This is a genomic window from Streptomyces sp. NPDC006925 (assembly GCF_042869575.1).
In the GTDB taxonomy this organism is placed as follows: domain Bacteria; phylum Actinomycetota; class Actinomycetes; order Streptomycetales; family Streptomycetaceae; genus Streptomyces.
This window is the reverse complement of record NZ_JBIAGB010000003.1, coordinates 411,208-423,663: the sequence shown is the minus strand read 5'-3', so window position 1 is coordinate 423,663 and position 12,456 is coordinate 411,208. Positions and strand designations below refer to the sequence as shown.

The following is a 12,456-nucleotide window of genomic DNA, read 5'->3' as shown; positions in this document are numbered from 1 at the left end:
ACGTGTCATGTGACGCCGGTCACGTCGGCGCTGTAGACGCGGCTCCACTCGCCGGTCCGGACGGTGACCTCGTTGCGCCACGACGGGGCGATCTCTCCGTCCGCGTCGAATTCGACGTCGCGGCGTGTGCTGGAGTTGGAAACTGCGGACATGAGCGGCACTCCTTCGCGCAACGTCGGCAGGTGGGGCCGACAATCGAGGGTGGTGCAGGACCCCGCACCGTGACCGTGTGCGGGGTCCTGCCGTACCAGGACGGCATGCGCGAGGTGTTTCTCCCATTGGCTCAGCGCATGGCTCGTCGGCTCCCGGCTGCAGGGGCGGGCGCTTCTCAGTGGCCCGTGCGATTCCCTGCCCACACCGTGGGGATTCGGCCCGACCATGGGCTTGCCTGTTCCAACTGGCCGGCGAGGCGGAAGAGGCGGCTTTCGAGACCGTATCCGGCGGCGAACTGCATACCGATCGGAAGCCCCGTTTCCGGGTCGGCCGTCAGCGGCACGGACATGGCGGGCGTGCCCGCCGTGTTGAAAGGCATGGTGAACGGCGCGCGGTCGAAGACGGTGTCGATCCAGCCGAGGCCGTCCAGCGTCTGCGTGCTCGCGGCATAGGCGCCCAGGGGCGTGGGAAGCTCCGGCACGGTCGGGGTGAGCAAGATGTCGTAGGTGTCGAAGTACCGGGCCAGGCTGCGGGAGACACGGTTGCGGATCGTGAGAGCGGCGACGAACTGGGCGCCGCTGACCAGCTGCCCGTAGTGGTGGCCGGCGAGGGTCGTCGGTTCGAGGGTGGAGGAATCGATGGGCCGGCCGAAGGCGGCAGCCAGCTCGTCGACCGTGGCCGCGAGGTTCGCCGTGAACAGGTGGGCGTTGGCCAGGACGTACTCCTCCCAGTCGGCCCCGAGGTCGACCTCGGCCTCCTCCACCTGGTGGCCGAGGGATTCGAGCAGACCCGCGGTACGAGAGAGGGCGTCGGCCACCGGTGCGGTGGTGCGGCGTCCGCCCCATGCCTGGGTGAGGACACCGATCCGCAGCAGGCCCGGGTGGCGGGTGACTTCCTCCGTGTACGGCCGGGACGGCTGCTGGGCGAAGTAGGGGTCACCCGGTTCCGGGCCGCTGATCTGGTCGAGCAGGGCCGCACTGTCGCGTACCGTGCGGCTGACGCTGCCGTGCACGGCCAGGCCGCTGAAGAGCTCATCGAAGTCGGGGCCCATGGAGACCCGGCCGCGGGTGGGCTTCAACCCGAAGAGGCCGTTGTAGGCGGCGGGGATGCGGAGCGAGCCGGCAGCATCGGTGCCGTGGGCAATCGGAACCACCCCAGCCGCTACAGCCGCGCCCGCGCCCCCGCTGGATCCGCCCGCGCTCCGCTCGAGGTTCCACGGGTTACGGGTCGCGCCGTACAGCACTGGTTCTGTCGTGATGCTGTAGGCCATCTCCGATGTCGCGGTACGTCCGAACGTCACCAGTCCGGCGCGACGCAAGCGCAGCGTCAGGAAGGAGTCGGCGCGCGCGACGTTGCCGGCCGCAAGGCGGCTGCCCAGCTCCATGCGCCGCCCGGCCATGGCGGCTCCGATGTCCTTGATCAGGAAAGGGGCCCCGGCCAGCGGCGTGCTGCCGGGCTTGGGCTCGTCGTCGGCCCGCCAGGTCTCCGCGACGGCGTTGATCTGCGGATCGACCGCCTGCGTGGCCTCGAGCGCGGCTGCTTGCAGTTCGGCGGCGGTCACCTCCCCTTCGGCCACCAGCTCCGCGAGTCCGACCGCGTCATAGTTCACGTACTCGGCAACTCTCACTTTTGCTCCTAGCGGAAAGAACAATACTGCTGAGTCCCTGACGATACCCAACGGTATCGAATAGAACGAAGTGGTACCGTAGGAGCAATGAGACAAGAGGTCCCGCACCCGAGCGGACGTCACGGAGCAGCCATGGCATCGACCGCCAGCAGGCCGAGCAGGGTGGCGAAACTGCCGCCCCGCGAGCGCATCCTCGACGCAGCGGAAGAGCTCTTCCAGAGCGAGGGAATCCGGCGGGTGAGCGTCCAGACGATCGCCGAGAAGGCCGCGACCACCAAAATGGCGATCTACCGGCACTTCGAGACCAAGGACGCGCTGGTCGCGGAGTGGATGCGGATCGTCGCCGCCGACTACCAGGCGGCCTTCGACCGGGTCCAGACGGAATACCCCGGTCGACCCAGGGAGCAGATCATGGGCTTGGCCCGCTTCATCGCCGAAGGATTGCCGGCCATCTCGCACCGGGGCTGCCCGTTCATCAACTCCCTGGCCGAACTGCCCGACCGCTCCCATCCAGCGCGGCAAGTGATCGAGGAACACAAGGCCCACCAGACCCGCAGGCTGGAGAGCATGTGCACCGAGGCCGGGCTGCCCGACCCCGAGCAGGCCGCAGCCGAGATCACCTTCGTACTCGAAGGCGCGCAGGTCAGCACCCAGAACGGAAGCATCGATCAGGCGGGGGACCGCCTGATGAGGATCGTCGAGGGAATCGTGGATCGGCACCGCTCCCCCCTCGACGCATCCCGTCCGGCCGTCGGCTGACAGCCTCGAATCCGCGTCCCCAGTACCGAGAGCCCGGTGCGCGTTCGCCCAAGTTCACGGGAACGCTTGTCTCCGAGTGCCGATGCCTGACTCCCCGACGCCCCTGCTCATCTGTCCTGCTCGGCGGCCCGCTCCGCTGGCGCGGTAAGCAGCGCATTCGCTGCGACAGCGAATCGCCCCGGCCACGTCTCCGCGGGCGAGGCGTCCCATTTACCCCGACAGATTCTGACGGCTCGTCACTCTCAGCTGCACGTCCGTCTGTCGTAGCTCTTCGCGAACCCGGCTGTGGGGCGGGCACGGTTGAGTCCTTCGGTGCTCAGGCAGCTTGGCCGAAGCCGGCCGCGGTCAGGTTCTGCTCGCGCAACGGGGCGAAGTCGACATCGAGTTTCGGGTCGTACACGTCGGGCCGGATGCCGAGTTCGTGCGTGCTGTACTCGCCGAACCGGTTGATGTGCTCGGTCAGACACGGCGAGATGTGCGCCAGGTCTTCCGGGTCGATCACCCACCCCCCCTCCAGCAGCTGCCGTACGATCTTCGCGATGTCCAGGGCGTTGTGGAAGATCACCGCGTTCGTGAGCAGCGCGTTGAACTTCACCGCCTTCTCCTGCTCGATGGGGTCGTTGTCGGCGATGACGCCGGGGTTGCCAAAGCCGATCCACTGGAAGGGGAACGGGGTCAGGGCGCGAGAGGCCGGGCGGGTGTCCTCGCGGCGGTACCCCCGGCCGTCCGGTGCAAGCGGGCCGGGGGCACCTGGTGCCCGGAAGGCTCCCGGCCGGGCCAACAGCCGGGTGTGCGCGCTCCGAGGGATCCGCCTTTCTGTGGGGTGGTGTGTCGTCATTCCGTCGTGCTTTTCGGAGAGCGCTCCGCTGAAGCATCCGCCCTTCCGCGTGCTTCAGTGGATTTCTATTCAGTGCTCACGGAGCCAGTGCCTGCAAGGGGAGCGGCGAATAACCCCCCGAGGGAGCGGAACGGATGCGTCGGGGGCGCATGACCTGGGCAGGGGGCGCATCCTCTCGGTGCCGTCCTGAGGGGCAGAATGCCCGCCGCCCGTGTCGCGGAATCCGAACGGTGGCGGAATCCGGACAAGAGGGAATGCGACCGGCGGATAATCGACCGCCGGGCACGGCGGGATACTCCGGGAGTGACCGGTGCCTGCCTGAAGAAACGTCTCCCTATTCCGTCATTACGTCCGAACGAAGACGAACGACGGCAAGGGTTCAGCGGTGCCGTGCCCGCCGGGGCGGGCGGCGCCGCCGACCGGACGCGGGAGGTGCGGCTGCGGCTGCCAACCGGCCGTCACCGGGGCGGCTCTTCCTCGCGTTCGCCCTCGGCCTGCGAGGGAGTGGTGCGCGGGCAGTCGGGGTGCTCCGCCTTGCGCCGCTCGGCGGGCGAGAGGGAACGCATCTCCGCGAAACCGTTGTCGCGCTCGCCCTCGGCCTGGGAGGGCATCGGGGTCTGGTCACTCATCGTGTCACTCCTCTCACTGGACACGCGGGCCGCGGCCGCCGCGCACGGCCCGCCTGCCCCCGGGTACCCAGCGCCGCCGGGGCGCACCGCCGGCGGAGGGCGGCGGAGCGGTCCCGGCGAAGACGGCTCCGCTCGGGACCGCTCAGCGCAGGGTGACGGTGAAGGTGCGCCCGTAAGCGTGGCGTGTACGGACCACGAGGAGGGTGCCGCCGCGGACGTGGCGTACGTCGACGCCCGGCGCGGGGGAGACCGGACGCAGCCGACGGCCGTGCAGCAGCAGCGTCAGCCGGTCGCGGTGCATCGTGGGGTCGGAGGCGGCGACGGTCACCTCCCGGTGGCGCCGCGGTCCGCGGCCCGGCTCCCGGCGGACGAGGACCGAGGCGGGTCCGTCGAGGCGCAGTCCGGCGACCGTCTGCGGCCGGCGGTCGAAGCAGTTCACGGCGAGCAGCCTGAGGCCGGTGTGCCGCACCGCCTGGAGGCGGGTGGTGTTGGCCGGCACGGTGAGGGGACCGTCATGGGCTCTGTACCGGCGCAGGGCGTGCTCGGAGGCGTGTGGCACGAGCGCGTAGGCCAGTGCGCGCGGTGCGGCACCCGCCTCCTGGCGGAATCCGGCGCGGAAGAGCTGCCGGGTGACGGGCGTGTCCGGGTTCGCGGTGCGGACCAGGCGGCGACTGCGGGTGACGGTCTCCAGTCCGACGGTGACCGGGTGGCGCTCCGCGCCGGGCGAGTCGAGGAACGCGTACCCCACGGCCGAGCCGCGCGTCTCGTCCGCGTACCGCAGCCAGCGCAGCGGTGCGGTGCCCGTGGCGGTCGCCCGCCTGCCGCCGTCGGGGCCCTCCGCGCTGATCCGCAGCACGTTCCCCGGAGGCGCGATGCGGGCGTCCACGGTCGTGGTGACCGCGCGTCCGGCCCGGTCACCGACCCCCGCGGCCAGCACCACGATCTCGTCGTCCAGCATGAACCACGACTTGGTGGCGGTCGCGTTCCGGTACACCGTGAAGTCGTCCGGCAGCCGGTCGCGTTCGGCGTAGGCGACGTCGTCGGACTGGACCATCCCGGCCGCTCCGCAGGCGTCCAGCGCGGCACCGCCCGAGTGGCGGGCGGTGCCGCGCGGGAAGTACACGTAGGTGTTCTGCGACTCGGACGAGGGCGTGAAATGCAGCGGGTGGTCCGGGTTGTCGTAGTACGGCTTCCCGTACAGCTCCGGTACGGTCCTGCGGTGCTCCTCCGGAGCGGTGACGCCCGCCAGTTCGGTGGGCGGGACGGCGGTGTAGTAGTCGACTCCGAACGCCTGCCGCTGGTCCTCCCCGGCCAGGTAGAGGTAGTAGGCGCCGTCCCCCTGGAACCACGGCATCAGGTTCTCGCCGCTCATGTACTCGTACTTGCTGATCCGCTCCGAACTGCGGGCGAGCGCGAACGCGTGGCCGGGGCGGCGGTGCACCGTGCGGTCCATCGCGTCGAAGGCGGTGCAGCGCGCCGCCGGGTTCAGGTCCTCGGCCGGTACCGAACCGTCCGCCAGGATGGCGGCGTGGCGCACCACGGTGAGCGGGGAGGTGAAGCGGGCCGGGTCGGGCGGCGCCGCCGACATCGTCTGCAGATACTTCACATAGCCCTTGAGCGCGCTGGCCCGTGCGCCGTCCGCGTACGCCGTCAGATCGGTGACCGCTTCCGCGACGGCGGCGCAGTCGGCGTAGCCGCCGCCGGTGCGGGAGACCGCCCGGCCCTTGACGATCTCCATCATCCAGCCCTCGAAGATGACCGGGGCGAAGCCGTCGGTCACCCACCGGTGCACCACCGGCACCAGTGCCTCGGTGCGTGCGTACCCCGTGCCCTCCAGGAACCCGAGAGTCTGCACGGCACGGGCCAGCAGCCCCTTCCCGTACGACCCGGTGTAGGCGACGGACGCGTGCTGGATGAACGACCCGTCCGCGTAGTGCCCGTCGGTCACCCCGTGCCGGAGCCGGTAGGGGTCCACCGTCGCGTAGACGGTGAGCTGGTCCTCCAACGCCTTGCCGATCCGGGCCCCGTCGTCCAGCAGGGCCCCCTGCAGGATGCGGTTGGTGGTGATGTCGGCGAGGTTGGCGCCGGTGTGGAACCGCGAGTCGAGATCGACGTCGCCGTCCTCGCCGTGCCGCAGATAGGCGTCCATGGAGCCGATGTAGCGGCGGAGCAGCCCGGGGTGCTGCGCGGCGGCGTCCTCGGCGAGCAGCACCAGGGTGGCGGTGACGCTGGTGGAGATGCCGATCTCCCAGGTGAACCAGTTGCCGTAATAGCCCTGTGACTGGTCGCCGTAGTAGCGCTCGTGGAGCAGGACGAGGCCCTCCAGCACCCGGCGCCGGGTGGCCGCGTCGTTCGGCGGGCCGCCGGGCGGGACGCCCGGGCTGCGGGAGGCCAGGGCGATCTCGTACAGCTTCCTGAAGGACGTGTTGAGGTGGCTGTCGCTGCTGCCGAGCGGCAGGCCGCGGAACAGCTCTCCGTCGCCCGCGGCTGCCATGTCGGCGAGATGGTCGCGCGCCGCCTCGGTGACCGCCGCCAGCTTCGCCGCTGTCTCGGGTCGCGCGTTGGACTCCGCCGTGCCGGCCAGGATCGCGCGCGCGTTGCCCAGCAGCCGTTCGGTTCCCACCTCGGTGCCGCCGTCCGGCGCGCCGTGTGCACCGGGCCGGACGGCGTCGGCGGCGAGTGCTTCCGGTGGTGGGAGCACCGCTGCCAGCCCCGCGGCGGACAGCAGCGAGAGCACATGTCGACGGGGGATCTCCATGGGGCCTCCCTGGGGGAGCCGGAGCGGCGTGGCGCAGGCATCACGCAGTGAAACAGCCGTCGGGTGCCCCGACAACACCTCGCGCATCCCGGATCGGAGCCGGCCCGCGCTGGCGTGGCATGCCGGGAAGCCGGGCCCGCAACGGGCACCCTCGAAGCCGACAGCGGATCACGCCGCATGAAGATGCCCCCCAGGGGTACGCGGCCCCGGCGGAACGGACAGAACGGCGCTGCGCGGAAGGGAGCGACGGCCATGGCAGTTCGGCAGGTACGGCGCGCATCAGGGGCGCGGGCCCGATGAGCGGTCTCACCGCCGCGGTGGCGCTGCTCGGGGTTGCCCTGCTGGGAGTCGGTGCCCTCTACGCGGCCGCCCGTGCACTGCGCGGCCCCGCCGGCTCGCTGCCCGCCGGGCCGTTCAACTCGGGGCTGGCACCGAGCGAGCACGCTGTCAGCCGCTTCCACGTCCGCTGGTACACGGCCACGATGCTCTTTCTCGCCTTCGACATGGAAATGGTGTTCATGTATCCGTGGACACGGGTCGTCTCCGCGGTGGGGGCGAGCGCGGTGACGGAGATGTTCGTCTTCCTCGCCGTGCTCGTCGCGGGTGTCGTGTACGCCTGGCGGGAAGGTGCGCTGCGATGGACCTGACGGCCCTTCCGCTGCGGGCCGCCGCCGCCCGGCCGCACGTCCTGCTGGTGACGACGCCGGGCGGTACGGCGACCCGGCTGGCCGCCGAGCGCCAACTCCGGCTCCAGGACCTGCCGCAGGCCCGCACGCCCGCGGAGGCCGACGTCCTGTTGGTCGCGGGCCCCGAGTGCCGCGGGCTGCGCCCGGCGATCGACCGGCTGTGGCAGGGCCTCCCCGCCCCCCGTGCCCGGGCCCGTGCCGCCACCCCCGCTGCCCTTCCCGACGCGCTGGCCCGCTGCCGCGCCGAGCTCGCCGCGCCGCCCGGACGACAGCACGCGGGCCACCGGCACGAGAACCCCGTGGGCGGCGGGCCCGACGCGGAATTCGGCGACGGGCGGGACGAGCATGACGGCGACGACGACGAGGACAGTGGCGGCGGCCATGGCGGCCATGGCGGCCATGGCGGCCATGGCGGCCATGGCGGCCATGGCGGCCACGGCGGCCACGGCGGGCACGGTGACTCCGAGTCGCCCTGGGGGCTGCCGATGGCCGGGCAGGGCGAGGACCGGGACGGGCTGCTGCTCGACCAACTGCATGTGCCGCTGGGCCCGTTCCTCGCCGACTGGCCGGACGCGCTGACGGCCCGCCTCACCCTGCAGGGCGATGTGGTCCAGCGTCTGGAGGTCGAGTGGCCGCCCGTAGGAGGCGACGCCGGCCCGCCGTTCTGGGGAGAGCCCTGGGCCCGGGCCGCCGCCGGGGAACGTGTCGCCGCGGGTGAGGGCGCACGGCGGCGGTCCGCCGCGCACGCGGACAGCCTGGGACGGCTGCTGGCGGTCGCCGGATGGGCGGGCGCGGCGACCACGGCCCGGCGGCTGCGGGACGACCTGCTCGACGGCACGTCGAGTGCGGAGCTGAGGCCGGGCGTGCAGCGGTTCGCGCGCAGGGTCGGCCGCTCCCGGACGCTGTACTGGCTGACCCGCGGAACGGGGGTGCTGACCGCGGAGGCGGCGCGGGACGCCGGGGTGACCGGGCCCGCCGCACGGGCCGACGGGGACGTCCCCGCCCGCTACCGGACCTGGCTGGCGGCCCTGGTGCGGGACGTGGACCGGCTGGCGGACCGAAGTCCGCTGGACCCGGCCGAGGAGGGCCCGCGGGGCGGCGGTGCGCCGGACGGTCCGTGGCCGTCGGCGGCGCTGGTGCGGGTGCTGCCGGGGCTGCTGGAGGGCGCCGAACTGGCGGCGGCACGCCTCGTCGTGGCCAGCCTGGACCCGGATCCGGACGAACTGGCCGCGGTCTCGCGGGAGGTGGGCGCGGGTGACTGAGACCGCAGCCTGGTGGTCGCTGCTGGCCGCGCCCGCGCTGCTGCTGGCCGGGGCGGTGCTCGCCGTCGCCGGGGACGCGCTGCTGGCCGCACGGGACGCGGGGCGCCCGACGACCGTCCGGACGGCGATGCGTCCCCTGTTGGAGGTGCCCCGGCTGCTGGCCGCGCAGCCCCGGCGGCTGCCGGCCGCGGACCGGCTGCTGTGGCGGCTGGGAGTGGTGTCCGTACCCGTGGCGGCGGTGCTGTCCGCCCTGGTGATTCCGTTCGGCGGGACGGCGGTCGCCGATCTGTCCGTGGGAGTCGTGTGGTTCAACGCGATGGAGGTAGTCACCTGGGGCGGGCTGTGGCTGGCCGGTTGGGGTCCGAACGCGGCGTTCTCGCTGATCGGCGGCTACCGCTTCGTCGCCCAGGGGCTGGCCTACGAACTGCCGCTGATGTTCGCCCTCCTCTCCGCTGCGACGGCGGCCGAGTCGCTGCGGGTCGGCGACATCGCGCAGGCCCAGCACGGCCTGTGGTTCGCGGTGTGGATGCCGATCGCGTTCGCCGTCTACCTGGCGGGCGTGCTGGCGTTCAGCTTTCTGGGGCCGTTCCGCTACCCGGCGGGCGAGGACATCGCCGCGGGTGTGCTGGGGGAGACCTCGGGAGTCGACCGGCTGCTGCTGGAGGCGGGCCGGTGGCTGTGGCTGACCTCCGGCGCGGCGATGGCCGTGCCGCTGTTCCTCGGTGGCGGGTCGGGGCCCGGACTGCCCGGCTGGGCCTGGTCGTCGCTCAAGACCCTCGCGGTGCTCGCCGTACTGGTGTGGGTGCTGCGCCGGATGCCGGTGGTGCGGGCCGACCGGTACGTGGAGTTCGCCTGGGTCGTTCTGGTCCCGCTGACCCTCGTGCAGGTCCTCGTGCCCGCGCTGCTGGTACTCGGACGCTGAACTGCCGCTGGCTGTCCCGTCGGCAGCCCGCCGACGGCCGACCGAAGGAGGAGAGACGACGTGGAATCCGTACTGCCGGCGGTGCTGGGCGTGCTCGCCCTGGCCGGCGGTGTGCTGGTCTTCCGCTGCGACTCGATGGCGCGGGCCACCTTCGCGCTGCTGCTCTCGCTGTGCTGCGTGGGCGGCGAGGTGGCGCTGCTCGGACTGCCCTACCTCGGCGTGGTGACCGTACTGATGATGATCATGGAGATGGTGGTGATGGCCGTCTTCATGATCGCCTACATGATGAACCCGGCGGGCCTGATGCCCATGTCGATGCTGCACAACAAGCGCGGCTCGCTGGCCCTCAGCGTCGCGGTGTTCGCCGCGCTCGTCGCCGCCGTCTTCCTGGTGCCCTGGCCGGCGCGGCGGGGCGGACCGCCGCCGGACACCACCGTGCAGGTCGGCAGGGCGCTGATGGGCGGACAGATGCTGACCATGATCGTGCTCGGCTTCGTGCTGCTGGCCACGATGGTCGGCGCCACCGTGCTGGCCACCCGGCGCGGCCGCTACGACCGCTTCGGCGACGCACTCGACCGCCGCACCCCCCGGGACCCGGTCGGTGGAGGAGTGGGACGGTGACCTTCGAACTCGTCTGCGTGCTCGCTGCGGGCCTGTTCAGCATCGGGCTGTTCGGGGCGCTGTCCCAGCAGTCCATCGTCATGATCATGATGGGCATCGAGTTGATGATCGGCGGCGTCATCGTCGCCGCCGCCGCGTTCTGGCACTTCCTCGCCCCCTCCGGTGCCGACGGGCAGGTCGTCATCGTCGCCGCCGTGGTGGCGATGGCGGTCGAGATGGCCATGGGGTTCGCCGTGACGACGGCGATCTACCGCGCACGCCAGGTCGACATGACCGACATGGCCGAGGACCTGAAGGGATGAGCGCACTGCTGTGGGCGCTGCTCGCCCTTCCCCTCGGCGCCGGGACCCTGCTCTGCCTCGGCGGACGCCGCTGGAACACCTGCGCCCCGGTCGCCGCCCCGGCCGCGGGGGCCGCCACCTTGGCACTGGCCGTCGCCGCCGCGGTCGCCCGGCCCCAGGCGAGCGCCCCGCTGTTCGCCGGGATCCGGGCCGGACTGCGGGTGGACGGACTCTCGGCGGTCATGGTGGTCACCGTCGCCGCGGTCACCACCGCCGTGCTGGTCTTCTCCGCCCGGGAGGCGGGCCCGGACGAGAACCGGGGGCGCTACTTCGGACTGCTGCTGCTGTTCGCCGCCGCGATGCTCGTCACCGTCACGGCGACCACGCTGGCACTGCTGCTGATGGCCTGGGAGGTGATGGGCGCCGCGAGTTGGGCCCTGATCGGCTACCGGTGGCGGCAGCCGGGCCGGGCGCGGGCCGCGGACACCGCGTTCCTGACCACCCGCGCCGCCGACCTGGGCATGTACCTGGCCGCGGGGGCCGCCCTGGCCGGAGGCGTCGGCTCCCTGCGGCTGGCCGCGCTGCCGCAGGCCGACGGGGTCTGGCTGCATGTGACCGGCGCCGGCGTCGTCCTCGCGGCGCTGGGCAAGTCCGCACAACTGCCCTTCTCCTTCTGGCTGTCGCGGGCGATGGAGGGCCCCAGCCCGGTCTCCGCGCTGCTGCACTCGGCCACCATGGTCGCCGCCGGTGCCTACCTGCTGCTGCGGCTGTCCCCGCTGCTGACCGCGACGCACTGGGCGGGGCCACTGGTCGCCTGGACCGGCGCGCTCACCGCCCTGCTGCTGGGCGCGGTCGCCGTCGCCCAGCGCGACGTCAAACAACTGCTGGCCGCCTCCACCTCGGCGCAGGTGGGCTTCATGGTGCTCGCGGCGGGCAGCGGGGGAGTGGCCGCGGGCACCGTGCAACTGGTGGCACACGCTGCCGTGAAGTCCGGGCTGTTCCTGGCCGCCGGAATCTGGCTGACCGCGCTCGGCACCCGGCACCTGCCCGCGCTTGAGGGCGCCGCCCGACGGTGGCCGTCAGTGGGCGCCGCCTTCGCGGTGGGTGCACTGGCGCTGGCCGGGTTGCCGCCGCTGTCCCTGTGGGCGGCCAAGGACGGGGTACTCGGCGCCGCCCGCGCCGATGACCCGGCGCTGTACGTGATCGCCCTGGCCGCGAGCGCCCTCGCGGCGGTCTACAGCGTCAAGGCGCTCTGGTCCGTCACCCGCCCGCTGCCCGGCGAACCGGCCGCCGGGCACGCCGGGGACGCCGCCGAACGGGCCGGCCACCCGCAGCGCCCCGCCCGCTCCGCGCTGCTGCCGCTATGGGCGCTCGGCTGCGCCGGGGCCCTCCTGGGGGTGCTGGTCCTGCCCGGTCCCGCCGACTGGCTCAGCGCCCTGCTCGGCGCCGGGGACCGGCCCCCGCTCCACCCCTGGGAAGCCGTCGTCTCCGCAGCGGTCGCCCTCGGCGCCGCGGGCGCCGCCTGGACCTGGCTGCCGCGCATCGCCCGCTCCGGGCATGCGGCCTCCCGCCCGCGCCCCGCCGTGCGCTGGGCCGAGCGGTGGCTGGGCCTGGACCATGCCGCGCATGTGCTGCTCGTACGGCCCGTCATGGCGCTGGCCCGGGCGCTGGCCGCCTTCGACGACCGGGTGGTGGACGGCGCCGTACGGCAGCTCGGGCGGGGCGGCCTGGCCCTCGCGCGGCTGGCGCGCCGGACCGACGACGGCGGGCTGGACGCCGCCGTCGGCGCGGTCGCCGCCGGGGCCCGCCGCCTCGGCTGCTGGGCCCGGCGCCCGCAGACCGGGCTGCTGCACCAGTACTACGCCCAAGCCGTCGTCGGCTTCGCGGCGCTGACCCTGCTCGTGCTGTTGGTGAGGTAAT

Annotated in this window: 12 protein-coding genes; 7 read left to right on the top strand and 5 right to left on the bottom strand. The window is 72.9% G+C overall.

What is annotated here, in order from left to right; genetic code table 11:
- Nucleotides 1-5: 5 nt before the first annotated feature.
- The gene (locus ACFYNS_RS06945; RefSeq protein WP_360293648.1) at nt 6-152 is read right to left on the bottom strand and encodes a hypothetical protein; all 147 of its coding nucleotides are present in this window, start codon (nt 150-152) and stop codon (nt 6-8) included.
- 176 nt (nt 153-328) lie between these two features.
- Nucleotides 329-1,780, bottom strand: a complete 1,452-nt coding sequence (locus ACFYNS_RS06940; protein WP_360293646.1) for an amidase — start codon at nt 1,778-1,780, stop codon at nt 329-331.
- Between the two features lie 132 nt (nt 1,781-1,912).
- On the opposite strand from ACFYNS_RS06940, the gene ACFYNS_RS06935 reads away from it, so the two are divergent.
- Complete coding sequence (locus ACFYNS_RS06935) at nt 1,913-2,539, top strand: TetR/AcrR family transcriptional regulator (RefSeq protein ID WP_388601294.1); 627 nt, start codon at nt 1,913-1,915, stop codon at nt 2,537-2,539.
- 316 nt (nt 2,540-2,855) lie between these two features.
- On the opposite strand, the gene ACFYNS_RS06930 is transcribed toward ACFYNS_RS06935, so the two are convergent.
- The 3 genes from ACFYNS_RS06930 to ACFYNS_RS06920 all read right to left on the bottom strand — a co-directional run bounded on the left by ACFYNS_RS06930 (nt 2,856) and on the right by ACFYNS_RS06920 (nt 6,764).
- A complete protein-coding gene (locus ACFYNS_RS06930) occupies nt 2,856-3,377 on the bottom strand; it encodes a Tn3 family transposase (RefSeq protein ID WP_388601291.1) in 522 nt (173 codons plus the stop codon).
- 458 nt (nt 3,378-3,835) lie between these two features.
- Complete coding sequence (locus tag ACFYNS_RS06925; RefSeq protein WP_360293635.1) at nt 3,836-4,006, bottom strand: hypothetical protein; 171 nt, start codon at nt 4,004-4,006, stop codon at nt 3,836-3,838.
- 142 nt (nt 4,007-4,148) lie between these two features.
- Complete coding sequence (locus ACFYNS_RS06920) at nt 4,149-6,764, bottom strand: polysaccharide lyase family 8 super-sandwich domain-containing protein (RefSeq protein ID WP_388601287.1); 2,616 nt, start codon at nt 6,762-6,764, stop codon at nt 4,149-4,151.
- Between the two features lie 296 nt (nt 6,765-7,060).
- On the opposite strand from ACFYNS_RS06920, the gene ACFYNS_RS06915 reads away from it, so the two are divergent.
- The 6 genes from ACFYNS_RS06915 to ACFYNS_RS06890 are packed head-to-tail and all read left to right on the top strand — an operon-like array spanning nt 7,061 to nt 12,455.
- The gene (locus ACFYNS_RS06915) at nt 7,061-7,411 is read left to right on the top strand and encodes an NADH-quinone oxidoreductase subunit A (RefSeq protein ID WP_360293629.1); all 351 of its coding nucleotides are present in this window, start codon (nt 7,061-7,063) and stop codon (nt 7,409-7,411) included.
- Nucleotides 7,402-8,712, top strand: coding sequence for a hypothetical protein (locus ACFYNS_RS06910; RefSeq protein ID WP_388601284.1), 1,311 nt, complete (start codon nt 7,402-7,404; stop codon nt 8,710-8,712). The genes ACFYNS_RS06915 and ACFYNS_RS06910 overlap by 10 nt, the downstream gene beginning before the upstream one ends.
- On the top strand, nt 8,705-9,634 hold the full coding sequence (locus ACFYNS_RS06905; protein ID WP_388601281.1) for a complex I subunit 1 family protein: 930 nt from the start codon (nt 8,705-8,707) through the stop codon (nt 9,632-9,634). The genes ACFYNS_RS06910 and ACFYNS_RS06905 overlap by 8 nt, the downstream gene beginning before the upstream one ends.
- A 60-nt stretch (nt 9,635-9,694) precedes the next feature.
- Nucleotides 9,695-10,255, top strand: coding sequence for an NADH-quinone oxidoreductase subunit J (locus ACFYNS_RS06900; RefSeq protein ID WP_360293621.1), 561 nt, complete (start codon nt 9,695-9,697; stop codon nt 10,253-10,255).
- A complete protein-coding gene (locus ACFYNS_RS06895; protein WP_360293618.1) occupies nt 10,252-10,557 on the top strand; it encodes an NADH-quinone oxidoreductase subunit K in 306 nt (101 codons plus the stop codon). Before ACFYNS_RS06900 ends, ACFYNS_RS06895 begins: the two co-directional genes overlap by 4 nt.
- Nucleotides 10,554-12,455 carry a proton-conducting transporter membrane subunit gene (locus ACFYNS_RS06890; RefSeq protein WP_388601278.1) on the top strand — a complete coding sequence of 634 codons (1,902 nt, stop codon included), beginning with the start codon at nt 10,554-10,556 and terminating at the stop codon, nt 12,453-12,455. Before ACFYNS_RS06895 ends, ACFYNS_RS06890 begins: the two co-directional genes overlap by 4 nt.
- Nucleotide 12,456: the final 1 nt, after the last annotated feature.

Excerpts from the sequence above, each read along its gene's own strand:
- ACFYNS_RS06915 (WP_360293629.1), top strand. The coding sequence starts at position 7,061 with ATGAGCGGTCTCACCGCCGCGGTGGCGCTGCTCGGGGTTGCCCTGCTG.
- ACFYNS_RS06945 (WP_360293648.1), bottom strand. The coding sequence starts at position 152 with ATGTCCGCAGTTTCCAACTCCAGCACACGCCGCGACGTCGAATTCGAC.
- ACFYNS_RS06890 (WP_388601278.1), top strand. The coding sequence starts at position 10,554 with ATGAGCGCACTGCTGTGGGCGCTGCTCGCCCTTCCCCTCGGCGCCGGG.
- ACFYNS_RS06910 (WP_388601284.1), top strand. The coding sequence starts at position 7,402 with ATGGACCTGACGGCCCTTCCGCTGCGGGCCGCCGCCGCCCGGCCGCAC.
- ACFYNS_RS06920 (WP_388601287.1), bottom strand. The coding sequence starts at position 6,764 with ATGGAGATCCCCCGTCGACATGTGCTCTCGCTGCTGTCCGCCGCGGGG.
- ACFYNS_RS06935 (WP_388601294.1), top strand. The coding sequence starts at position 1,913 with ATGGCATCGACCGCCAGCAGGCCGAGCAGGGTGGCGAAACTGCCGCCC.
- ACFYNS_RS06925 (WP_360293635.1), bottom strand. The coding sequence starts at position 4,006 with ATGAGTGACCAGACCCCGATGCCCTCCCAGGCCGAGGGCGAGCGCGAC.
- ACFYNS_RS06930 (WP_388601291.1), bottom strand. The coding sequence starts at position 3,377 with ATGACGACACACCACCCCACAGAAAGGCGGATCCCTCGGAGCGCGCAC.